Below are 21,435 nucleotides of genomic sequence, written 5' to 3' on the forward strand. Positions count from 1 at the left end.
GCGTCGGCGCTTCGGCCTAGGGTTTCCGCATGAGCGACTTCGACCGCGCCCTCCGTTCGCTGCGGGTCTGGGACACCGAGCTGCCCGTCTTCGACCCCGGCGCGGCGCCCGCCGCGCCCCTGTCCCTCTTCCACGACTGGTTCGTGTCGGCGGCCGGGGTCGGGCAGGTCGAACCGCACACCATGTCCCTGGCGACCGTGGACGAGGACGGACGGCCCGACGTCCGTACGGTGATGCTGCACGGTGCCGACGAGCGCGGCTGGCACTTCGCCTCGCACGCCACCAGCGCGAAGGGCCGCCAGCTCGCCGCCCGCCCCGAGGCCGCGCTCGGCTTCTACTGGCCCCGCCAGGGCCGCCAGGTCCGGGTCCGCGGCCGGGTCTCGGCATCGCCGCGGGACGAGGCGTACGCCGACCTGCACGCCCGCACGACCGGGGCGCTGGCCTCGGCGCTCGTGGGCCGGCAGAGCGAGGTGCTGGGGTCGCTGGAGGAGCTGCGCCTGGTGAGCGAGGCGGCCTGGCGGCGTGCGGAGGCGGAGCCGGGCGCCCACGCCGAGAGCTGGACGCTCTACGTCCTGGAACCGGCCGAGGTCGAGTTCTTCCAGGGCGACGAGCGGCGGCGCCACGTCCGGCTGCGCTACCGCCGGGAGGCCGGCGGCTGGGTCAGCGAGCTGCTCTGGCCGTGACCGCCGGCCGGGGCGCACCATGAGAGAAGGAGGTGTGAGAACCATGGGTACGTACATGGATGTCCACCGGAACATGGTGGGAATCACCGCCGACGAGCTGCGGGAAGCGCACGCGGCCGACCTCGCGATCGAGAAGGACGAGGGCGTCCACTTCGAGAAGGCCTGGGCCGACCCGGAGTCCGGCACGGTCTACTGCCTCTCCCACGGGCCCTCGCCCGAGGCGGTCCAGCGCATTCACGCCCGCACCGGGCACGCCGCCGACGAGATCCACGAAGTGAGCCTCATGGTGTGACCGCCGCGCCCTCGCCCGCGTACATCTCCTCGATCTCGCGGGCGAAGTCCCGCAGCACCGCGCCCCGCCTCAGCTTCAGCGAGGGCGTCAGATGACCGCTGGTCTCCGACCACTCGGCGGTCAGGACGCGGAACGCGCGGACCGCCTCGGCCCGTGACACCAGCCGGTTGGCGTCGTCCACGGCGCGCTGGAGCGCGGCGAGGAGCTCCTCGTCCCGCGCGAGTTCACGGAGCGCGATGTGGTCCTTCTTCCGCATCCGCCGCCAGTGGACGAGCCCTTCGTGGTCCAGGGTGAGCAGCGCGGTGACGTACGGACGGTTGTCGCCGAGGACCATGCACTGGCCGACCAGGGGATGGGCTCGGATCCAGTCCTCCAGGGGGGCGGGGGCGACGTTCTTGCCCGCCGAGGTGATGAGGATGTCCTTCGTACGGCCGGTGATCCGCAGATAGCCGTCCTCGTCCAGCGCGCCCAGGTCCCCGGTCGGGAACCAGCCCTCGTCGGTGTAGGGCAGGGCGACCCCGCGCTGTGCGTCCCAGTAGCCGGCGAAGACATGGCCGCCCTTGAGCCAGACCTCGCCGTCGTCGGCGATCCGCACCGCCGTGCCGGGCAGTGGCCGACCGACGGTCCCGGTGCGCGGCCGGCGCGGCGGGGTGACCGTCGCGGCGGCGCAGGTCTCCGTCAGGCCGTACCCCTCGTAGACCTCGATGCCCGCGCCCGAGTAGAACTCCGAGAGCCGCGTCCCCAGCGGCGATCCGCCGCAGATCACGTGCCGGACCCGGCCGCCGAGCGCGTCCCTGATCCGCCGGTAGACGAGCGGGTCGTACAGCGCCCGTGCCGCGCGCAGCCCCAGCGAGGGTTCGTCCTCGTGCCCGTACCGCCGGGCGACGCGGGCCGCGCGGTCGAAGGAGCCGGCCCGGCCGCTCCGCTCCGCCGTCGCCCGGGCGGAGTTGTACACCTTCTCCAGGACGTAGGGGATGGCCAGCAGGAACGTGGGCCGGAAACCGGCCAGGTCGGCGAGCAGGTCGCCGTTCTCGATGGACGGCGCGTGCCCGAGCCGTACCCGCGCCCGCACGCAGCCGATCGCGACCATCCGGCCGAAGACGTGCGCGAGGGGCAGGAAGAGCAGGGTCGCCGGGACCTCCTTGCTGATCTCACGGAAGACCGGGTGGAGGAACGCGATGGCGTTGTCGACCTCGGCGAAGAAGTTGGCGTGGGTCAGGGCGCAGCCCTTGGGGCGGCCGGTGGTGCCCGAGGTGTAGATGAGCGTGGCGAGGGTCTCGGGGGTGAGCAGGCCGCGGCGGGCGGTCACGGCCTCGTCGGGGACGTGCGCCCCGGCCTTGCGCAGCTGGTCGACGGCGCCGGAGTCGAGGACCCAGAGGTGGGCGAGGCCGGGCAGCCCGCGGCGCTCGGCGGAGACCATCCGGCCCAGCGCGGTGTCCTCGACGACACAGGCGGTCGCGCCGGAGTCCTGGAGGATCCAGCGGGTCTGGAAGGCGGAGGAGGTGGGGTAGACGGGGACGGTGATCAGCCCGGCGGCCCAGGAGGCGAAGTCGAGCAGGGTCCATTCGTAGGTGGTACGGGCCATCAGGGCGAGCCGGTCCCCGGGGCGCAGGCCGGCGGCGATCAACCCCTTGGCCACGGAGTGGACTTCGGCGGCGAAGGCGGAGGCGGTGACGTCCTCCCAGGTGTCGCCGGTCCCCTTGCGCCCGCCGCCGGACCGCTTGCGCCCGAAGACGACGGCGTCCGGCTCGGCGCGGGCGTTGTCGTAGGGGATGTCGGCGAGCGAGCCGCGCCGGACCGGGGGTGCGAGCGGGGGTACGGAGGCCTCGCGCACCCTCCCGGCGACGACGGTGACGTACGGCTGCGGCTCGTTGTCGGGCACGTGCGGCTCCTCGGCCGTCGGGATGGACACCGGCTACTGACGTACGAGTAACCTTACTTTTCAGTAAATCTAAGACCCGGCAGGGAGTTGGGACAATGGCCACGCGTGACGCGCTGACGGACCTCCTCGCCCTGGCCGGTGCCGTGACCCGCGCCCCGTTCACCCGGGCCCGCCCGGACACCCCGCCGCCCCGGACCCGGATCACGCGCGGCCCGCTGCGCGTCGACGAGGACCGCCTCGCCGCGTACTCCCGCGTCTGCGGCTTCCCCTACCGCACCGGCGGGCCGCTCCCCCTGACCTACCCCCACGTCCTCGGCTTCCCGTCGGCGAGGCGGCTGATGAGCCGCCGGGACTTCCCGCTCCCTCTGCTCGGGCTCGTCCACACGTGGATCACGATCACCCGGCACGCCCCGCTGACGGCGGCCGACCGCCCCGAACTCACCGTGTACGCACAGGAGACGAGGCCGCACCGCCGGGGCACCGAGGTCACGATGGTGACGGAGGCGCGCCTCGGCGGCCGCCTGGTGTGGGAGTCGGCGAGCGGCTACCTGGCCCGCCACACGCGCACAGGGGCCACCCCGCCCCCGAAGACCCCGATCCTGCCCACGACCACGGAGTGGCACCTCCCACCGGGCCTGGGCCGCCGCTACGCGGCCGTCTCCGGCGACCGGAACCCGATCCACCTGCACCCGCTCACCGCACGGGCCTTCGGCTTCCCGAGGACCGTGGCGCACGGCATGTGGACGTTCGCGCGCTGCCTGGCGGAACAGGACGGCGCGGGTGAATTCCCGTACGCACGAGCGGAGTTCAGGGCACCGGTCCTGCTGCCGCGCACGGTCCGCCACGGCGCCGACGGCAAGGGCGGCTTCCAGCTGAGCTCCGGCGACCGCCTGCACCTCACGGGCTTCACCGGCTTCAGCGGCTTCAGCGGGGAGTGCGAGGAGACCAGCGCTCGCTCTTCATGAGGTTGCCGAGCCCGGCCCAGGAGAAGTTCATCAGCGTCGCCGCCGACTCCCAGGCCGTCATCCCCGGCGTCTCGTTGGCCCAGCAGGCCAGCGACTCCGCCGCGCCGACCAGCGCCTGGGAGAGCCCGGCGACGTCCCGCTCGGCCAGCTCCGGGTCCCGGTCGGTCTCGCGGTGCGTCTCCCGCGCGGCGGCCCCGATCAGGGTCCCCACGTACGCCACGATCTCGTCCCGCATCCGCGCCGCCTCGCCGGCGAACGGCTCCCCGTGCGTCCGCGCCTGCCGGCTCAGGACCGCCCACCCGTCGGGGTGCTCGGCGGCGTGCGTGAAGAAGGCCAGCAGCCCGGCCCACAGCTGCTCCTCGGCCGGCAGCCGGGCGTCGACCCCGGCGGCGACGGAGGCGAGCAGCGCCTGCGCCTCCCGCCGGATGCAGGCGGTGAAGAGCTCTTCCTTGGAGTTCAGATACAGATAGACCAGCGGTTTCGAGACCCCGGCGAGCTCGGCGATCTCGTCCATGGACGCGGCCTGGTACCCCCGCTGCCCGAAGGTCTGCACGGCGGCGTCCATCATCTGCCGCTCCCGCACCGCCCGCGGCATCCGCTTGACCTTCGCGCCAGCCACCTCGGCCACCCTTCCCACCCCACTCGCCTGCACCGGGGAAGAGCCTACGTGCGGTTGCCTCAGGCCGCGGCCCTGCAGTCGCCGCACCGCTCCTCGGGATCGTGGCTGCGGAAGGCGCGTTCGCAGCCGTCGCAGGTGGTCAGGGGCGGTGGACCGGGCGGAGGCGCGGGTGCGGCGGGGAGTGGCGGCGGCAGCAAGGCCGTGAGGCGGTACTCCAGGAAACGCGCCGAGTGATGGATGGGGACGGGCTCCGGCGGCAGGTTCGCGGTGAGGGTGCGGGCGATCTGGGCGGGGGACGCGGAGCGGTCCAGCCACGTCTCGACGGCGGGAGCGAGCCGCTCGACGTCCCTGGCGGAGAGCAGCAGACGGGGATCCGAGAGCCGGAGGCGGACGAGGAGATCGGCGGCGGGGCCAGTGGGGGCGGGACGGGCAGGCCTGGGCGGCGGGGGCGCCACCGGCCTCGGCGGAAGGGCCTTCGGCGAGGGACCGGGCTTCCGCCCGGAAACGCGGCCCGGCTCGGGATCGGGGTCGGGATCGGGATCGGGGTCCGCCTCGGGTGCGGCGCCGGGCTTGTCGTACGAGAGCGTGCGGGTGGCGAACTTGCCGCCGCCGACGGGGATTCGGGGGCGCGCCAGGTATCCGGCGCTCTCCAGCTCGTTGAGCGCCCGGCGGACGGTCTTCTCGCCCTCCCGGAAGCGGAGCGCGAGCGCCTTGGCGGTCACGGAGACCCCGTCGGGCAGCGACTGGATGTACACGGCGAGCCCGATCGCGACGGCGGAGAGCTCCTCGTGCTGGGCGAGATGGTTGCCGACGACCGTGAAGCGCTCGGTGTGGCGGTGCCGGATGTGGATCACACCGGACCGGGGCGCGCCCTCGGGAATCACGTGAGACACGGGATGCGCGGACACGGTCGCGTTAGACTTCGGTTCAGCCATTGGGAAGGTGTCGACTTCCTGATCGGTAGGCCCTCGGTCAGGATTGCCGTCCTGCCGGGGGCCGAGCTGCATATGCCGTTGTTGCGGCAGACCGTACCGCACCGATCCACGTCTCCGACACTGCGTCAGCCGTTAGTGTGACATGGGCAGTTGGGGGGGTCGGGGGGCTGGTTGGGAGGGTTCTCTCCCGTTCCTTTTCCTGGTGAACCGCACCCGACCGGAGCGCGTGACCACGCGCCCCGGTGGGTGGTCACGGCCCCCGCGAAGACCTCGGCGGTGCCGCGTCCGCGGGGCTGGAACGCGTGATGCCCACACCCCCGTGACCGGGGGCATGGGCATCGACGGCGGCTGTGCGCCCGGCCGTTACGCGGCGAGAGCCGGCTCGCGGTCCTCGATCGGGGAGGACGACGCGGAGTTGTACGCGTCGACGTCCAGGATCTTCTCGCGGGCGGCGACGACGACCGGAACCAGCGCCTGACCCGCGACGTTCGTCGCCGTCCTGATCATGTCCAGGATCGGGTCGATCGCCATCAGCAGACCCACGCCCTCCAGCGGGAGGCCCAGCGTGGAGAGGGTCAGGGTCAGCATGACCGTCGCGCCGGTGAGGCCCGCGGTGGCCGCGGAGCCGACGACCGAGACGAAGGCGATCAGCAGGTAGTCCTGGATGCCCAGCTGCACGTCGAAGATCTGCGCGATGAAGATCGCGGCGAGCGCCGGGTAGATCGCGGCGCAGCCGTCCATCTTGGTCGTGGCGCCGAACGGGACGGCGAAGGAGGCGTACTCCTTCGGGACGCCGAGGCGCTCGGTGACCTTCTGGGTGACCGGCATCGTGCCGACCGAGGAGCGGGAGACGAAGGCCAGCTGGATGGCCGGCCAGGCGCCCTTGAAGAACTGGATCGGGTTGACCTTGGCGACCGTCGCGAGCAGCAGCGGGTAGACGCCGAAGAGGACCAGGGCGCAGCCGATGTAGACGTCGGCGGTGAAGGTCGCGTACTTGCCGATCAGCTCCCAGCCGTAGTCGGCGATGGCGAAGCCGATGAGGCCGACGGTGCCGATGGGGGCGAGGCGGATGACCCACCACAGGGCCTTCTGGAGCAGCTCCAGGACCGACTCGGAGAGCGTGAGGATCGGCTTGGCGCGGTCACCGAGCTTCAGCGCGGCGATACCGGCGACGGCGGCCATGAAGACGATCTGAAGGACGTTCAGCTCGGTGAAGGGCGTGATGACGTCGGACGGGATGATCCCGGTCAGGAAGTCGATCCAGGTGCCCTCGCGCTTCGGCAGCTCGCCGTCCTGCGGGGTGAGGCCGGTGCCGGCGCCCGGGTTGGTGATCAGGCCGATCGCGAGGCCGATGCCGACCGCGATCAGCGAGGTGATCATGAACCAGACCAGGGTCTGGGCGGCCAGCCGGGCGGCGTTGTTGACCTTGCGCAGGTTGGTGATCGACACCAGGATCGCGAAGAAGACGAGCGGGGCGACGGCCAGCTTCAGGAGCTGGACGAAGATGTCGCCGACCTGGCCGAGGGTCTCCTTCAGCCAGCTGATGTCCTGGCTGCGGGCGAGCCAGCCGAGCAGGACGCCGAGTACGAGACCGGCGACGATCTGGGCCCAGAAGGGGATCTTGGGTATTCGGGAGGAAGTCGGGGACTTCGTCTCGGGCGTGGACGCGGACGCGGACACAGACACACTCCAGCGATGCGTATCGGGGTAATACGGGGACGGGGGTGCGGTACACACGCGTTCTTGCGGTACCGCCGCATGATGCCGGGGTCAGAGCTCGCGGCAACAGACCGCGGACATACAGCGGCACAGATCGACATGCAGGCGCGCCACGAGCGGGGTGCTCGCGGCATCGGGAAGGCGCAGTGCTGTCGTCATGGCAGGTACGTTAACACTTGAACTTTGAGAACCTCAAAGCCCTTCTTTGAGATGCCGAGAGCGTTCCCTGCCTCCGAAACGCAGAACACCCCGGTCAGGAGCCTTCGAAGCTCCTGACCGGGGTGTTTGTACTGTGATGAAACTTACCCGGACCTTACGCGTCCTCGCGCGACCGGTTCTCCGCCAGACGGTCCTTCGCCCGGTCCACCTTGGCCACGATCTGTTCCGACATCGCGTCCCGCTGCCCCCGCAGCAGCACGAAGCTGAGCGGCGCGGAGATCACGATGGCGAGGAGGAGCACCCAGAGCAGGTTGGAGTCGCCGAGGCCCCGGGGCAGCACGCCGAGGTAGACGAGCCCCCAGAGGACGAAGAAGCAGCCGACGAAGACGCCGAGGCGCATGAGGGTGTAGCGGAGGGTCGCAGCACCCGTTCCGTTCGCGGCCACGACGGCCCCTTTCTCTGTCTGTGTCGTTTCGCCCCACCAGTGAAGCACGGGACAAACGTGATCAATGCAGGGGGAGCAGCATGAAGATGTCGTCGCGGTCGTCGCCCTCGGCGACCCGGATCGCGCCGGGCACCCGCCCGACCTCCTTGTAGCCGCAGGCGCCGTAGAAGCGGTCGACGCCGGTGCCGCCGCGGCAGGTGAGCCGGATCGCCTCGATCCCGTCGAAGCCGCGGACCGCGTCCTCGACGGCGGCCATCAGGTCGCGGCCGTACCCCTTGCCCTGGTGGGAGGGGTGGACCATGACCGTGTAGAGCCAGACCCAGTGCGTCATCAGCCGGTGCGTGTTGTACGCGACGAAGGTGGTGGCGGCGACGGTGCCGTCCTCCTCGTACCCGACGAGCAGCCGCATCCGGCCCTCGGCCATCGCGGCGAGGTGCCTGACGAGCTCGGGCCGGATCGTGTCCACGTCGACCGGCGGGACGAAGCCGACGGCCCCGCCCGCGTTGGAGACGTCCGCCCACAGGTGCAGGACGCCGTCACGCAGCGCGGGGGTGACCGGCGGGTCGAGTTCGAAACGCAGCGCCATGACGTCAGACGCGCATCGGCTGGGGCGACTCGCGGCGGTCCCCGTCCGGTCCCGGGTACTCGCGGATGATCTCGTACCGGGTGTTGCGCTCCACCGGGCGGAAGCCGGCGTCACGGATCAGCTCGAGCAGGTCCTCGCGGCCCAGCTTGTTCGGCGTGCCGTAGTTGTCGGCGTCGTGCGTGATCTTGTACTCGACGACCGAGCCGTCCATGTCGTCGGCGCCGTGCTGGAGCGCGAGCTGGGCGGTCTGGACGCCGTGCATGACCCAGAAGACCTTGACGTGCGGCACGTTGTCGAAGAGGAGGCGGGAGACGGCGAAGGTCTTCAGGGCCTCCGCGCCGGTCGCCATCGTCGTGCGCGCCTGGAGCTTGTTGCGGACCTTGCCGTCCTGCATGTCGACGAAGTCGTGCTGGTAGCGCAGCGGGATGAAGACCTGGAAGCCGCCGGTCTCGTCCTGGAGTTCACGCAGCCGCAGCACGTGGTCGACGCGGTGCCGGGGCTCCTCGATGTGCCCGTACAGCATCGTGCTCGGGGTCTTCAGGCCCTTCGAGTGCGCCAGGCGGTGGATCCGGGACCAGTCCTCCCAGTGGGTGCGGTGGTCCACGATGTGCTGGCGGACCTCCCAGTCGAAGATCTCCGCGCCACCGCCGGTGAGGGACTCCAGGCCGGCCTCGATCAGCTCGTCGAGGATGTCGGAGGCCGACATGCCCGAGATGGTCTCGAAGTGGTGGATCTCGGTGGCGGTGAAGGCCTTGAGGGAGACGTTCGGCAGCGCCTTCTTCAGCTCGGAGAGCGAGCGCGGGTAGTAGCGCCAGGGCAGGTTGGGGTGGAGCCCGTTGACGATGTGCAGCTCGGTGAGGTTCTCGTTCTCCATCGCCTTGGCGAGGCGGACGGCCTCCTCGATGCGCATCGTGTACGCGTCCTTCTCGCCCGGCTTGCGCTGGAACGAGCAGTACGCGCAGGACGCGGTGCACACGTTCGTCATGTTGAGGTGGCGGTTGACGTTGAAGTGGACGACGTCACCGTTCTTGCGGGTCCGGACCTCGTGGGCCAGGCCGCCGAGCCAGGCCAGGTCGTCGGACTCGTACAGGGCGATGCCGTCCTCGCGGCTCAGCCGCTCTCCGGAACGGACCTTCTGCTCCAGCTCGCGCTTGAGTCCCGCGTCCATGCGGCCGCCTCCCATGTCTGACGATTTCAGGCTCCACCCACCGTACTCTCAGCCCTCCTCGGGCAGATCCCCGACCCGGTTCTCCCACTTGGTGGAGAGCACGATCGTCGTACGGGTACGGGAGACGCCCTTGGTACCGGAGAGCCGGCGGATGGTCTTCTCCAGTCCGTCGACGTCGCTGACCCGGACCTTGAGCATGTACGAGTCGTCGCCGGCGATGAACCAGCAGTCCTCGATCTCGGCGAGGTCCTTCAGCCGGCGGGCGACGTCCTCGTGGTCGGCGGCGTCGGAGAGCGAGATGCCGATGAGGGCGGTGACGCCGAGGCCGAGCGAGGCCGCGTCGACCGTCGCGCGGTAGCCGGTGATGACTCCGGCCGCCTCCAGACGGTTGATGCGGTCGGTGACGGAGGGGCCGGAGAGCCCGACGAGCCGGCCGAGTTCGGCGTACGAAGCCCTGCCGTTCTCGCGCAGAGCCTGGATGAGCTGCCTGTCCACGGCGTCCATAGGTATGAAGCCTTCCATTGTCCAGCGATACCGCGAGTTTAGGTATAGAATCTAAGGTACACAGGGGTCGACGCCCTGTGAATCTTTCAATTGAACAAAGACGATCTTTCAGGAGTGGTGTTCACCGTGTACACGATCGAGATGGCCCATGCCCGTATGCGCGAGCTGCAGGAGATGGCCAACCGCTCGCGTGCCCACCGTCCGTCCGCCTCCTCCCGCCGCGCCGCCAAGAAGCGCGCCGCCGAGAAGCGCTAGCCCTCCCGGGAGGCAGCTCCACCGAGCTCTCCCTCCCAACGGCGGTACAGCCGGTGCGGCACCCCTGCCGCGTCGAGCACCCGCCCGGCGACGAAGTCCACCAGATCCTGGATGTGCGTCGCCCCCGCGTAGAACGCCGGAGAGGCGGGCAGCACCACGGCGCCCGCCTCGTCCAGCGCCACCAGATGCTTGAGCGTCTGCCCGTTCAGCGGGGTCTCCCGCACCGCGACCACCAGCGGCCGCCGCTCCTTGAGCGTCACGCTCGCCGCCCGCTGCAACAGGTCCTTCGAAAGCCCCAGCGCCACGCCCGCCACCGAGGCGGTGGACGCGGGCACGATCAGCATCCCCTTCACGGGGTACGAGCCGCTGCTCGGCCCGGCGGCCAGGTCCCCGGCCGCCCAGTACCGCACGTCGTCGATGTCGGGCGCGAACGTCCCCGGCTTCCCGTCGGCGCCCCGCGCCAGCCACGCCGCCAGGTCCTCGCGCCAGTGCGCGTCCCGGAAGGCGATCCCCGTCTCGTCGAGCAGCGTCAGCCGCGACGCCCGCGAGACGACCAGGTCGACGCTCTCCCCCGCTGCCAGCAGCCCCCTCAGAACGGCGGCGGCGTACGGGGTTCCTGACGCCCCGGACACCCCGACCACCCAGGGACGACGCTGCTCTTCCTCTACCGGCTCCACGCCGACGAGCCTATCCGGCGGCCCACGAGGAGAACTCCGCACGGGGTCCCGTACGTTCTCCGCTGTACAGGACGGAACACCGCAGGGGGATGGTCATGGCAGAGCTCGAAACACGACGGTGGCGTACGTCCGACCGGGCGAAGACGGCGGTACAGCTCATGGCGGGCTGGGTGGCCCTGCTCTGGGCCCTCGAAGTCGTCGACCTCGCCACCGGCCACGCGCTCGACGCGTACGGCATCGTCGCCCGCGACCCGGACAGCCTCGGCGGGATCCTCGCCGCGCCGTTCCTGCACTTCGGCTTCGGGCACGTCGCCTCCAACAGCGTCCCGCTGCTGATCTTCGGCTTCCTCGCCGCCCTCGGCGGCGTCCGCCGCTTCCTCGCCGTCTGCGCGCTGATCATCGTCGCCGACGGCGTCGGCGTCTGGCTGATCTCCCCGTCGGACTCGATCACCGCGGGCGCCTCCGGCCTGGTCTTCGGCCTCTTCGGCTACCTGGTGGTCCGCGGCTTCGTGGAGCGCAGGCCCCTCGGCATCGCCGTCGGGGTGACGATCGCCGCGCTCTGGGGCGGCACGATCCTGCTCGGCATCTCCCCCGCCGACACCACGGTCAGCTGGCAGGGCCACCTCGTCGGCCTGGTGGCCGGCGTGGGGACGGCCTTCCTCTTCCGCCCGGAACGCCGGCAGGCCGCGCTCACACCGTGAGGCCCCGCATCACCAGGTCGATCAGCGCGCACAGGAACAGCGAGATGCCGATGAAGCCGTTCGTCGTGAAGAACGCCCGGTTCAGCCGGGACAGGTCGTGCGGCTTCACGATCGTGTGCTCGTAGCAGAACGCCGCGATCACGATCACCAGGCCGATCCAGAAGAACAGCCCGGCCTCCGTGGCCAGCGCGTACCAGACCAGCAGACCCGTCGTCACGACCGCCGAGGCCCGCGCGCCCCACAGCGCCGCCGGGACGCCGAAGCGGGCGGGCACCGACATGACGCCCTCGGCGCGGTCGGCCTGGACGTCCTGGCAGGCGAAGATCAGGTCGAAGCCGCCGATCCAGATCCCGACCGCGAACCCGAGGATCACCGCGTCCCAGGACCACTCCCCGGTCACCGCGAGCCAGGCCCCGATCGGCCCTATGGCCTGCGCGAGGCCGAGGATCGCGTGCGGGAAGTTCGTGAACCGCTTGCCGTACGGATAGACCACCATCGGCACCACGGCGAGCGGCGCGAGTGCCAGGCAGAGCGGGTTGAGCAGCGCCGCGGCACCGAGGAAGACGACGACGGCGATCCCCGCACCGGTCCACGCCGACCGCACCGACACGGCCCCGGTCACCAGCTCACGGCCGGCCGTCCGCGGGTTACGGGCGTCGATCTCGCGGTCGATGATCCGGTTGCAGGCCATCGCGAAGGTCCGCAGCCCGACCATGCAGATGGTGACGAGGAGCAGCTTCCCCCAGTGGATGTTCCGGTCCAGCTGGAACATCGCGGTCAGCGAGGCGATGTAGGCGAAGGGCAGCGCGAAGACCGAGTGCTCGATCATCACGAGGCGCAGGAACGCCTTCGTCCGGCCCGGCTCCGCGCCGGGTACGGCCGCGGTGGTCACAGGCCGTACTCCTTCCAGCGGCGGTCCACGAGCGCGGCCGTCGCCGGGTCCGACTCCACCATGTCCGGCCAGCCGCCGTCCCGGGTGTAGCCCTCCTCGGGGAGCTTCTTCGTGGCGTCGATGCCCGCCTTGCCGCCCCAGAACTGCTGGTACGAGGCGTGGTCCAGATGGTCCACCGGCCCCTCGACGACCGTCAGGTCACGGGAGTAGTCGGTGTTCCCGAGCGCGCGCCAGGACACCTCGTGCAGGTCGTGGACGTCGCAGTCCTTGTCCACCACGATGATCAGCTTGGTCAGCGACATCATGTGCGCGCCCCAGATGGCGTGCATGACCTTCTGCGCGTGCTTCGGGTACTTCTTGTCGATCGAGACGATCGCGCAGTTGTGGAAGCCGCCCGACTCGGGCAGGTGGTAGTCCACGATGTCCGGCACGATGATCTTGAGGAGCGGCAGGAAGAAGCGTTCCGTCGCCCGCCCCAGCGGCCCGTCCTCCGTCGGCGGCCGGCCGACGACGATCGACTGGAGCAGCGGACGCTTCCGCATGGTGACGCAGTCGATCTTCAGCGCGGGGAACGGCTCCTGCGGCGTGTAGAAACCGGTGTGGTCGCCGAAGGGACCCTCCGGGAGCATCTCGCCCGGCTCGAGCCAGCCCTCGATGACGACCTCGGCCTGCGCCGGCACCTGGAGCGGCACGGTCTTGCAGTCGACCATCTCGATCCGCTTGCCCTGGACGAACCCCGCGAACAGGTACTCGTCGATGTCGCCCGGCAGCGGCGCCGTCGACGCGTACGTCACGGCGGGCGGGCAGCCGAAGGCGATCGCGACCGGCAGCCGCTCGCCCCGCTCCGCCGCCACCGCGTAGTGGTTCCGGCTGTCCTTGTGGATCTGCCAGTGCATGCCGATGGTGCGCTTGTCGTGGCGCTGGAGGCGGTAGAGGCCGAGGTTCCGGACCCCGGTCTCCGGGTGCTTCGTATGCGTGAGTCCGAGGTTGAAGAAGGACCCGCCGTCCTTCGGCCAGGTGAAGAGCGCGGGCAGCTGGTCCAGGTCGACGTCGTCGCCGGTGAGGACGACCTCCTGCACGGGAGCGTCCTTCACCTTCTTCGGCGGCACGTGGACCATCGAGCCGAGCTTGCCGAACGCCTCGCGCACACCGACGAAGCCCTGCGGCAGCTCGGGCTTGAGCAGCCCGCCGATCTTCTCGCTGATCTCGCCGTACGACTTCAGGCCGAGGGCCTTGAGCAGCCGGCGGTCCGTCCCGAAGACGTTCATCGCGAGCGGCATGGCGGAGCCCTTGACGTTCTCGAAGAGAAGCGCCGGGCCTCCCGCCTTGTTCACCCGGTCGACGATCTCCCCGACCTCCAGGTACGGATCGACTTCGGCCTTGATGCGCTTGAGGTCGCCTTCGCGCTCCAGCGCCCTGAGGAGCGAGCGGAGATCGTCGTAAGCCATGGGGCCCAGTATCGGCCACCGGCTACGCTGGACGTGTCACCGGGGCCGACGAAACGTACCCCGCCACTGGATCCAGGGGGCTGTCCCACATGCTCAGGGCGCTGATGTTCATCCTGCCGCTGGCGCTGACGATCTACGCGTTCATCGACTGTCTCAACACCCCCGAGGACGAGGCGAAGCACCTGCCCAAGGTCGTCTGGGTCATCATCATCCTGCTCTTCTGGATCGTCGGCCCGATCGTCTGGTTCGCCGCGGGCAAGATGCGCAAGGCCCCCGCGGGCGGCCGCACCCCCTCCGAGTGGCACCGCAACCACCGCCAGGAGTGGGTGGCTCCCGATGACAACCCCGACTTCCTGAAGTCCCTCAAGGACGAGAACAAGAAGGACGAGGCCGTCCTCAAGGACTGGGAGGCGGACCTGCGCCGCCGCGAGGAAGAGCTGCGGAAGCGCGAGCAGGGCGGCGAGGCCAGGGACAGCGACGCCAAGGACAGCGACGGCTGATGGAGCTCCGGCTCCTGGTCACCTTCGAGAAGGTCGCCACCGTCCTCTCCTTCACGCGCGCCGCGGCGGAACTCCGGTACGCCCAGTCCAGCGTCACGGGCCAGGTCCGCGCCCTGGAGTCCTCGCTCGGCGTGGAGCTGTTCGAACGGCTCGGCAGCCGCATCCGGCTCACCGAGGCCGGCGAGCGGCTCCTGCCGTACGCCCGCCGGATCATCGAGCTGTCGGAGGAGGCGCGGGCCGCGGTCGTGGAGACCGAGGAGGAGCCCGCCGGGACGATCGCGGTGGGCACGATGGAATCGCTGACGTCCTACCGCCTGCCGCCCCTGCTGGAGCTCTTCCACCACCGCTACCCCAAGGTCCAGCTGTCACTGCGCCCCACGCTGGGCGACGAGACCCGGCAGGCGCTGCGCCAGGGGACGTACGACATCGGCTTCCTGATGGAGCCGGAGACCGAGCACGCGGGCCTGGAGGCGGAGGTCCTGGCGGAGGAACCCCTGACCCTGGTGGCCTCCCCGCGTCATCCGCTGGCGGGGCGTACGGATCTGACGTCGGCTGACCTGGCGGCGGGGCAGCTCGTGGGGACCGAGCCGGGCTGTCCGTACCGCGACCTCTTCGAGCGCGAGCTCCGGGAATGGTCCCCGCCGTTCATGGAGTTCGGCACGCTGGAGGCGACGAAGCGGGGTGTGGCGGGCGGCCTCGGCATCGCCCTGGTGCCCCGGGTCACCGTCTCCGAGGAGCTGGCGTCCGGGGCACTGGTGGCGCTGGACTGGCGTCCGCCGTTCACCCTCTTCACGCAGATCGCGTGGAGACGGGGGAAGCGGCTTCCGGCGCATGTGCGGCTGTTCGTGGAGCAGGCGCGGCGGCTGGTGTCCGAGCAGCAAGAGTGACCTTCAGGCTGGCGAGGACGATCAGCGGGACGCCGAGCGCCTGGACGAGGCCGATGTGGTGCCCGTACACCGCCCAGTCGGCGAACATGGCGACGGCGGGGTAGGTGAAGGCGAGCACGGCGATCTTCGCGGTGGGCAGCTTCTGGTAGGCGGCGTACATGAGCACGTACATGAGCCCGGTGTGGACGAGCCCGAGCCCGACGAGCCAGCCCCACCCGGCGCCGGCCTGCGCCATGGCCCCGAAGTCGGCGAAGGGCAGCAGCAGCGGAAGCCCGACGAGGACCTGGACGAGGGCGATGAGGTGCGGCCGGACACCGGTGATCCGCTTGGTGACGACGGTGGACAGCGCGTAGAGCACGGCGGCGGCGAGCGCGAGCCCGAGCCCCTTGAGGGAGGCGGTGTCACCGGGCTGTATGCCGGACACGAGCACGAGCCCGACGAAGGCCACCCCGAGCCAGCCGAACCTGGCGGCGGTGATCCGCTCCCGGAAGAGGACGGCGCCGAGGACCACGAGGAAGAACGGCTGGGTGTGGTAGACGACGGTGGCGAACGAGATCGAGGTCGCCTCGTACGCCTCGAACAGGAACACCCAGTTGAAGACGATGAACACCCCGCCGAGCGCGGCGAGCCCGAGCTTCCTCAACGTGAACCCGTGCCCGGTGAAGTACCCGCGGGCGAGGCTGTACGCGCCGAGGGCGGCGGCCCCGAAGAGGCAGCGGAAGAACACCACGTTGAAGGGGGCCGCCCCGGACTCGACGACGAAGATGCCGAGAGTGCCGGAGAGCACCATGGCGAGGGTCAGTTCCGCGGTTCCCCTGGTCTCGTTTCTCATGCCGACGACGCTACGGACGGCCCCGGCGGCGGGTCCACGAGCCGGCGGGGCGTCCTCCCGATGGGGCCATCGGCGGAGCCGATGGCCCCACACGGACCCCTACGACGGCGGACGCTGCGTCACTTCTTGGCCTCGCTGACGGCTTCCAGCAGCGCGGTGAGGGCGTCGTTGTGCGGGGTGGGAATGCCCAGGCGGGCGCCCGCGCGCACCACCGCACCGTTACGGGCGTCGTATTCCAGCTCACGGCCTGCCAGGCGATCCCACAGCATGCTGCTCCCGGACTCGGGCGGCATCGCTCGCAGCGTGGCGATGACCCGGTCGGCCAGGTCCTCGGGAAGCTCCGCGCCTGACGCGGCTGCGACCTGCCGCGCCTCTTCCACCAGCGCGCGGCCCAGCTGGGCGACGCGCGGATTGGCGAAGACCGGCATGCGGCGCATCGTCAGGGCGGTGACGGCGCCGTTGGCCACGTTCTGGCACAGCTTCGCCCACGCCGCGGTCACGAAATCACCGGTCGTCGCCACGGTGATCCCGCTGCCCTCGCACAGAGCGGCGAAGTCCGCGCCGTCGTCACCCTCGGGCACCACGATCCGCGGCCGGCCGAACAGCCGGATGTGGCCGCGCCCCAGCGACTCCGCCGAGATCTCCACCACGGCGGGAAGGATCCCGGCGCCGCCTGTCAGCGGCGCGACGCGCTCGACGTGCTCGACTCCGTTCTGCAGCACGGCGACACGGGTGCCCGCACCGCACAGGCGCTCCAGCCACGGAGCCGCTCCAGCGGTCTGGTGCGCCTTGGTCGCCACCACCACCCACTCGGCCTCCGACGCCAGAGAAGGGTCGAGGACCTCCCGTACGGATGCCTCCTGGACCGCCCCGTCGGGCCGGTCGATCCGCAGCCCGCCCAGCGGCGTCCGCACGCACGCGGTCACCTCCAACCGCCCCGTCGAGGCCAGACCGGCGGCCACCACGCCGCCCACCGCTCCCACACCGACCACCGCGACACGTGTCATGATCGCCGACCCTACTCCCGGGCATCCCCCAGGACAGCGGCAACCTCAACCGAGCGCACCGCCCTTCGCCGGCATCGGCGAGCTGTCGCAGTCAGTCCGCGAAACGGTGGACGTAGCGTCTCTGCCAGGGAGTTTCGACCGCACGGGTGTCGTAGTTCCGGCGCACGAAGTCCACTGCCTGGCCGGCCGGTACTCCGTCAAGGACAGCGAGACAGGCCAGGGCTGTGCCGGTTCGGCCCCGGCCACCGCCGCAGGCGATCTCGACACGTTCGACGTCGGCACGAGCGTATGCCTCGCCGAAGACGGCCTCGGCCTGGGCGTGACTGGCAGGCAGCCAGAAGTCCGGCCAGCGCAGCCAACGGACTTCCCAGGGGGCCTCGGGAGGTTGCTTGCCGAGCAGATGGACGGCGAAGGCAGGCGTCGGACCGGCCGGGAGCGGTCGGCGAAGCGCGCGGCCTCGGACCAGACGTCCGGAGGGCAGCCGCAGAACACCACTGCCCGTAGCCTTCCAGGTCTCGGTCACCCGCCCACCGTAGGTGCTGCGTGCGGAGAAGCACCATGGGTGCGGGCGACCGGAAGCGTTGCCGCAGGCAGCAGCGGCGGGGTGGTGTGTCAGACCATGGCGAGCCGGTCCACCAACAGCTGCACCCTCGGCTCGGCGTCCTCGGGCAGCAGGCGGCCCGCTCGGGTCAGGGTCGCCAGGCCGTGCAGGGCCGCCCAGAACACCTCGGTGAACATCCCCGGGTGGACACCGTCGCCGGCGACCTCGGCGAGGCTCTCGAGCAGGGCGGCGAAGGCGTCCTTCAGCGGCTCGGGGGTGTCCTCCCGCGCGTACGCCAGGCCGCCATCGAGCTGGAACAAGGCGTCGTAGACCGCCGGATTGCGCTCGGCGAAGTCGAGGTAGGCGCGGGCGAGGGCGGCGACCCGCTCGCGCGGGCCGTCCGCGGCGGAGGTCGCGGCACGCACCGCCGCGGCCAGCTCGGCGGCGCCCTCCAGGGCGACGGCGCCGATGATCTCGCGCTTGCCGCGGAAGTGGCTGTAGAGGACGGGCTGGCTGTATTCGATGCGCTCGGCGAGCCGGCGGGTGGTGACTGCGTCCCAGCCCTGCTGCTCGGCGAGTTCGCGGGCCGTCGCCACGATGAGGCGCTCGCGCTCCGCCCGTTCGCGCTCCTTGCGTTCCTTTACCGACATGCATCGATCCTAGCATCGCTAGACAACCGAGCAGCAGCAGTACTAGCGTTGCCTCATCAGCTAGCAACGCTAGATACAAGGAGGGGCCATCATGCTCGACGCGCTCGAGGTCGTCACCACCGTGGTCGTCGGCCTGATGGTGGGGGTGGAGTTCTCCGTCGCCTTCATCATGAACCGCATCCTGGACGCGCTTCCCGAGAACAGCGGCCAGCTCGGCCACGCTCACGGCGGGCGGATGCTCGGCACCCTGATGCCGTTCTGGTACATAGGCTCGCTCGTCCTCAGCGCGACCTGGGCCGTCGCCGGATGGCACCACCCCGGAACCGGACTCGTCGTCACCGCCGCCGGACTGCTGATCCTCAGCGTGGTCATGTCGATCCTGCTGCTCGTCCCGATCAACAACCGGAACAGGACCTGGACCCCCGAGAACCGGCCCGCCGACTGGAAGGAGCAGCTGCACCGCTGGAACCGCTACCACTACATCCGCGTCGCCGTCATCATCGCCGCGTTCACCCTGCTGGTCGCCGCCCTCGCCTGATGCCACCCCCGCCCCGGCATCCCGCTACGCGCCTAGCCGCTCGGAGCGTGACACGGGCACCCGCACACGAGGTGGCGGACTCCCTGTACGCCCGTCTCGCGGAGGACCCCGTCCCGGCAACGGTCGTGCCGGCCGACGATGCAACGCGGAGACCGAAACTCCGCCTCGGGATCGGGCACGCTCTCCGCACCGGCGCACCCCGGCGTCACCCACCAGCCGTCACCCGCACGGTCGCGGTGCGGACCGCCGTGCCCGACGTCGAGGACACAGACCGCACCGGCCCACACCGGCCGCACCACCTCCGCGACCGCGAACACGGACCGCCTCGCCCCGCAGCGGCTCATCGGGCACCCCCGGCGTGGATGTTCCGCTGGTCGACGTCCACCCCGACCGTCGCCAGCCACAGAGCGCGTCGGCGCCTGCGCTGCACACGAGCGGCCGCCGTCAGGTAGGGGCGCTCCAGGGGCGACCGTGCGCCGTCGAGGAGCATCGCCTGCTCCCGGGCGTACGGAGACCGCCGGGGCGCGGGGGCCGGGGACGCCGGCCGGCGGTGCCGGTGGGTGACCCGGCGGGTGCGGTGCCTGCCGGTGGGCGGCAGGGTCAGCATCAGCAGCCAGAGGAGCACGGGGATCCAGGCCCGGCCCAACGTGCGCGCGATAGGGTTCCGCACGTCATCAACTCCCTTGATAGTTGGTGGCCATGCCCCGGGAGGTCTAGCCACCTCGCCGGGGTCTTCCTGTCAGGTGAGCCTACGAGACATGTATAGCTCTGCATAGCTCACCAGTGGTTCGCACAGGTCTTCGATGCTTACGTTGGTCGGGTGACCGACCGAAGCCAGATCCCCGAGTTCGACCCGCAGGGCCCCCAACTCGTGTACGTCGCGGTGGCCGACCACATCGCCGCCCGTATCGCAGCCGGTGAACTGGCCCCGGGCGCACGCCTGCCCGCCGAGCGGGACCTCGCCGAGGAGTACGGCGTCGCCTACCTGACCGTCCGTCGCGCAGCCCGGGTCCTGCGCGAGCGAGGCCTGATCCTGACCGTGCACGGCAAGGGCACGTTCGTCGTCGATCCGCTCCCGCCGGACGAGAGCCACCAGCAGGTGTGACGTCCCCGCCCCGCCGGGGAAAGAGTCCCCTCGTGGACATCGAACTGGCACGGCGGTGGCTCGGCACCGCCCTCGACGAGGCGCGGGCCGGGCGCGCGGAGGGCGGCGTACCGATCGGGGCCGCCCTCTACGCGGCCGACGGGGCGCTGCTCGGGCGGGGGCGCAATCGGCGGGTGCAGGACGGGGACCCCTCGGCGCACGGGGAGACCGCCGCCTTCCGGGCGGCCGGCCGGCAGCGCTCGTACCGGGGCACGACGATGGTGACGACCCTCTCCCCCTGCTGGTACTGCTCCGGCCTCGTACGGCAGTTCGGGATCTCGCGGGTGGTCGTCGGGGAGGCGAAGACCTTCCACGGCGGGCACGACTGGCTGGCCGAGCACGGGGTCGAGGTGATCGTGCTCGACGATCCCGCGTGCGTCGACCTCATGCGCGAGTTCATCGAGAAGCATCCCGCCCTGTGGAACGAGGACATCGGTCATGAGTGAGGCCTCCCTTCCGACCATCGATCTGGACCGCGACCCCGCCCCGCAGCTCCCCGCCGTCGACCGCGCCCTGCGCGAGGCCGGGTTCCTGCTGGTCACCGGGCACGGGGTCGACCCGGAGCTGCGGGCGGCCATCCGGGACGTCGCCCGGCGGTTCTTCCACCTCCCGGCCGCCGTCAAGGAGCCGTACGCCGTGCGGGTCGGCGGGCGGGGCTGGCTCGGGCCGGGCGCGGAGGCGAACGGGTACGCGGAGGGCACGGTCACCCCGCCCGACCTGAAGGAGTCGCTCTCCTTCGCGGCCGACGAGCCGACCGGCGACCCGGCCGTGGACGCCGAGTGGTTCCTGCCGAACACCTGGCCCGCCGAGGTGCCCGAGCTGAAACCCCTGGTCCAGACGTACCTCGCGCAGATGCGGGCGCTGTCGGACCGGGTGCTCGATCTGCTCGGCGTCGCCCTCGGCGAGGAGCGTGACTTCTTCACCCGGCACACCGGCCACCCCACGTTCGGCTTCAACATCAACTGGTATCCGGGGCGGGAACGGACGGGCGACCCGGAGCCCGGCCAGTTCCGGATCGGTCCGCACACCGACTTCGGCACGGTCACCGTCCTGGACCGGCAGGCCGGCAAGGGCGGGCTCCAGGTGTTCACCGACGCCGGGGGCTGGCAGGACGCGCCGTTCGACCCCGCCGCGTTCACCGTCAACATCGGCGACGTGATGGCCGGCTGGACCGGGGGCCGCTGGCGTTCCGGGCGCCACCGGGTGCTCCCGCCGCCCGCCGACGCGCCCGCCGAGGAGCTGATGTCGCTCGTGTACTTCTACGAGTGCGACCCCGGGACCACCATCCACGGGATCGAGTCCCACGCCTATCTCCGGGCACAGCTCGACGCGATCGCCACGGAGTGAGAACGTCCGCGCAACAGAGTCGAAAAGCCTGCCGCTTTCCCAACACACCGTCGATATCC

Annotated in this window: 27 protein-coding genes; 11 read left to right on the top strand and 16 right to left on the bottom strand. The window is 70.9% G+C overall.

Annotated elements, in window-relative coordinates:
* Window positions 1–29 precede the first annotated feature (29 nt).
* Window positions 30–683, top strand: a complete 654-nt coding sequence (locus ACZ3OF_RS20885) for a pyridoxine/pyridoxamine 5'-phosphate oxidase (protein WP_467306102.1) — start codon at window positions 30–32, stop codon at window positions 681–683.
* 43 nt (window positions 684–726) lie between these two features.
* Window positions 727–975, top strand: a complete 249-nt coding sequence (locus tag ACZ3OF_RS20890; RefSeq protein WP_361438266.1) for an SCO4226 family nickel-binding protein — start codon at window positions 727–729, stop codon at window positions 973–975.
* Here ACZ3OF_RS20890 and ACZ3OF_RS20895 read toward each other — a convergent pair.
* Window positions 965–2,857 carry an AMP-dependent synthetase/ligase gene (locus ACZ3OF_RS20895; protein ID WP_361671621.1) on the bottom strand — a complete coding sequence of 631 codons (1,893 nt, stop codon included), beginning with the start codon at window positions 2,855–2,857 and terminating at the stop codon, window positions 965–967. The genes ACZ3OF_RS20890 and ACZ3OF_RS20895 overlap by 11 nt on opposite strands.
* A gap of 95 nt (window positions 2,858–2,952) precedes the next feature.
* Here ACZ3OF_RS20895 and ACZ3OF_RS20900 point away from each other — a divergent pair, with 95 nt between their 5' ends.
* Window positions 2,953–3,822: a MaoC family dehydratase gene (locus ACZ3OF_RS20900; protein WP_467306105.1), complete on the top strand. Its 870-nt coding sequence runs from the start codon at window positions 2,953–2,955 to the stop codon at window positions 3,820–3,822.
* Here the strand turns inward: ACZ3OF_RS20900 and ACZ3OF_RS20905 are convergent.
* The 7 genes from ACZ3OF_RS20905 to ACZ3OF_RS20935 form a co-directional block, all read right to left on the bottom strand.
* Complete coding sequence (locus tag ACZ3OF_RS20905; protein WP_361672155.1) at window positions 3,782–4,417, bottom strand: TetR/AcrR family transcriptional regulator; 636 nt, start codon at window positions 4,415–4,417, stop codon at window positions 3,782–3,784. The two genes, ACZ3OF_RS20900 and ACZ3OF_RS20905, sit on opposite strands and share 41 nt — an antisense overlap.
* An 83-nt stretch (window positions 4,418–4,500) precedes the next feature.
* Window positions 4,501–5,334 (bottom strand): hypothetical protein, encoded by an 834-nt coding sequence (locus tag ACZ3OF_RS20910; RefSeq protein ID WP_467306107.1) that lies wholly within the window; start codon window positions 5,332–5,334, stop codon window positions 4,501–4,503.
* Window positions 5,335–5,739: 405 nt separating this feature from the next.
* Window positions 5,740–7,056: a dicarboxylate/amino acid:cation symporter gene (locus ACZ3OF_RS20915; protein ID WP_467306109.1), complete on the bottom strand. Its 1,317-nt coding sequence runs from the start codon at window positions 7,054–7,056 to the stop codon at window positions 5,740–5,742.
* A 352-nt stretch (window positions 7,057–7,408) separates the two neighbouring features.
* A complete protein-coding gene (locus tag ACZ3OF_RS20920; RefSeq protein WP_361671610.1) occupies window positions 7,409–7,699 on the bottom strand; it encodes a DUF4229 domain-containing protein in 291 nt (96 codons plus the stop codon).
* Between the two features lie 61 nt (window positions 7,700–7,760).
* On the bottom strand, window positions 7,761–8,285 hold the full coding sequence (locus tag ACZ3OF_RS20925; protein WP_361671607.1) for a GNAT family N-acetyltransferase: 525 nt from the start codon (window positions 8,283–8,285) through the stop codon (window positions 7,761–7,763).
* A 4-nt stretch (window positions 8,286–8,289) separates the two neighbouring features.
* Window positions 8,290–9,453, bottom strand: coding sequence for an aminofutalosine synthase MqnE (mqnE, locus tag ACZ3OF_RS20930; RefSeq protein WP_361671604.1), 1,164 nt, complete (start codon window positions 9,451–9,453; stop codon window positions 8,290–8,292).
* A gap of 48 nt (window positions 9,454–9,501) precedes the next feature.
* Entirely contained in the window at window positions 9,502–9,957 is a 456-nt protein-coding gene (locus tag ACZ3OF_RS20935) for an Lrp/AsnC family transcriptional regulator (protein ID WP_361438252.1), read from the bottom strand.
* A 114-nt stretch (window positions 9,958–10,071) separates the two neighbouring features.
* Here ACZ3OF_RS20935 and ACZ3OF_RS20940 point away from each other — a divergent pair, with 114 nt between their 5' ends.
* On the top strand, window positions 10,072–10,212 hold the full coding sequence (locus tag ACZ3OF_RS20940) for a hypothetical protein (RefSeq protein WP_361671601.1): 141 nt from the start codon (window positions 10,072–10,074) through the stop codon (window positions 10,210–10,212).
* On the opposite strand, the gene ACZ3OF_RS20945 is transcribed toward ACZ3OF_RS20940, so the two are convergent.
* Window positions 10,209–10,889, bottom strand: a complete 681-nt coding sequence (locus ACZ3OF_RS20945) for a UbiX family flavin prenyltransferase (protein ID WP_361671598.1) — start codon at window positions 10,887–10,889, stop codon at window positions 10,209–10,211. The genes ACZ3OF_RS20940 and ACZ3OF_RS20945 overlap by 4 nt on opposite strands.
* 95 nt (window positions 10,890–10,984) lie before the next feature.
* Between ACZ3OF_RS20945 and ACZ3OF_RS20950 the strand changes: the two genes are divergently transcribed.
* The gene (locus ACZ3OF_RS20950; protein WP_467306114.1) at window positions 10,985–11,590 is read left to right on the top strand and encodes a rhomboid family intramembrane serine protease; all 606 of its coding nucleotides are present in this window, start codon (window positions 10,985–10,987) and stop codon (window positions 11,588–11,590) included.
* On the opposite strand, the gene mqnP is transcribed toward ACZ3OF_RS20950, so the two are convergent.
* Both mqnP and ACZ3OF_RS20960 read right to left on the bottom strand, forming a co-directional pair.
* The gene (gene mqnP / locus ACZ3OF_RS20955) at window positions 11,580–12,482 is read right to left on the bottom strand and encodes a menaquinone biosynthesis prenyltransferase MqnP (RefSeq protein WP_361671594.1); all 903 of its coding nucleotides are present in this window, start codon (window positions 12,480–12,482) and stop codon (window positions 11,580–11,582) included. The two genes, ACZ3OF_RS20950 and mqnP, sit on opposite strands and share 11 nt — an antisense overlap.
* On the bottom strand, window positions 12,479–13,930 hold the full coding sequence (locus ACZ3OF_RS20960; protein WP_361438243.1) for a menaquinone biosynthesis decarboxylase: 1,452 nt from the start codon (window positions 13,928–13,930) through the stop codon (window positions 12,479–12,481). Before ACZ3OF_RS20960 ends, mqnP begins: the two co-directional genes overlap by 4 nt.
* A gap of 89 nt (window positions 13,931–14,019) precedes the next feature.
* On the opposite strand from ACZ3OF_RS20960, the gene ACZ3OF_RS20965 reads away from it, so the two are divergent.
* Window positions 14,020–14,430: a PLD nuclease N-terminal domain-containing protein gene (locus tag ACZ3OF_RS20965; RefSeq protein ID WP_361671591.1), complete on the top strand. Its 411-nt coding sequence runs from the start codon at window positions 14,020–14,022 to the stop codon at window positions 14,428–14,430.
* Complete coding sequence (locus ACZ3OF_RS20970) at window positions 14,430–15,317, top strand: LysR family transcriptional regulator (protein ID WP_361671590.1); 888 nt, start codon at window positions 14,430–14,432, stop codon at window positions 15,315–15,317. Before ACZ3OF_RS20965 ends, ACZ3OF_RS20970 begins: the two co-directional genes overlap by 1 nt.
* On the opposite strand, the gene ACZ3OF_RS20975 is transcribed toward ACZ3OF_RS20970, so the two are convergent.
* The 4 genes from ACZ3OF_RS20975 to ACZ3OF_RS20990 form a co-directional block, all read right to left on the bottom strand.
* Window positions 15,220–16,149, bottom strand: coding sequence for a DMT family transporter (locus ACZ3OF_RS20975; RefSeq protein ID WP_361671588.1), 930 nt, complete (start codon window positions 16,147–16,149; stop codon window positions 15,220–15,222). The genes ACZ3OF_RS20970 and ACZ3OF_RS20975 overlap by 98 nt on opposite strands.
* 119 nt (window positions 16,150–16,268) lie before the next feature.
* Window positions 16,269–17,156 carry a 2-dehydropantoate 2-reductase gene (locus ACZ3OF_RS20980; protein WP_467306118.1) on the bottom strand — a complete coding sequence of 296 codons (888 nt, stop codon included), beginning with the start codon at window positions 17,154–17,156 and terminating at the stop codon, window positions 16,269–16,271.
* A gap of 91 nt (window positions 17,157–17,247) precedes the next feature.
* Window positions 17,248–17,679 carry a phosphatase domain-containing protein gene (locus tag ACZ3OF_RS20985; protein WP_361671584.1) on the bottom strand — a complete coding sequence of 144 codons (432 nt, stop codon included), beginning with the start codon at window positions 17,677–17,679 and terminating at the stop codon, window positions 17,248–17,250.
* Between the two features lie 89 nt (window positions 17,680–17,768).
* Complete coding sequence (locus tag ACZ3OF_RS20990; RefSeq protein WP_361671582.1) at window positions 17,769–18,347, bottom strand: TetR/AcrR family transcriptional regulator; 579 nt, start codon at window positions 18,345–18,347, stop codon at window positions 17,769–17,771.
* Window positions 18,348–18,438: 91 nt separating this feature from the next.
* Between ACZ3OF_RS20990 and ACZ3OF_RS20995 the strand changes: the two genes are divergently transcribed.
* On the top strand, window positions 18,439–18,885 hold the full coding sequence (locus tag ACZ3OF_RS20995) for a DUF1772 domain-containing protein (RefSeq protein ID WP_361671579.1): 447 nt from the start codon (window positions 18,439–18,441) through the stop codon (window positions 18,883–18,885).
* A gap of 340 nt (window positions 18,886–19,225) precedes the next feature.
* Here the strand turns inward: ACZ3OF_RS20995 and ACZ3OF_RS21000 are convergent, their stop codons facing one another.
* Window positions 19,226–19,555, bottom strand: a complete 330-nt coding sequence (locus tag ACZ3OF_RS21000) for a hypothetical protein (protein WP_361671576.1) — start codon at window positions 19,553–19,555, stop codon at window positions 19,226–19,228.
* Window positions 19,556–19,705: 150 nt separating this feature from the next.
* Here ACZ3OF_RS21000 and ACZ3OF_RS21005 point away from each other — a divergent pair, with 150 nt between their 5' ends.
* The 3 genes from ACZ3OF_RS21005 to ACZ3OF_RS21015 are packed head-to-tail and all read left to right on the top strand — an operon-like array spanning window position 19,706 to window position 21,376.
* Window positions 19,706–19,990 carry a winged helix-turn-helix domain-containing protein gene (locus ACZ3OF_RS21005; RefSeq protein ID WP_361671573.1) on the top strand — a complete coding sequence of 95 codons (285 nt, stop codon included), beginning with the start codon at window positions 19,706–19,708 and terminating at the stop codon, window positions 19,988–19,990.
* A 32-nt stretch (window positions 19,991–20,022) separates the two neighbouring features.
* Window positions 20,023–20,475: a nucleoside deaminase gene (locus ACZ3OF_RS21010; protein ID WP_361671571.1), complete on the top strand. Its 453-nt coding sequence runs from the start codon at window positions 20,023–20,025 to the stop codon at window positions 20,473–20,475.
* On the top strand, window positions 20,468–21,376 hold the full coding sequence (locus ACZ3OF_RS21015) for an isopenicillin N synthase family dioxygenase (RefSeq protein ID WP_361671568.1): 909 nt from the start codon (window positions 20,468–20,470) through the stop codon (window positions 21,374–21,376). The genes ACZ3OF_RS21010 and ACZ3OF_RS21015 overlap by 8 nt, the downstream gene beginning before the upstream one ends.
* Window positions 21,377–21,435: the final 59 nt, after the last annotated feature.

Source organism: Streptomyces sp. NPDC022552 (genome assembly GCF_055561875.1).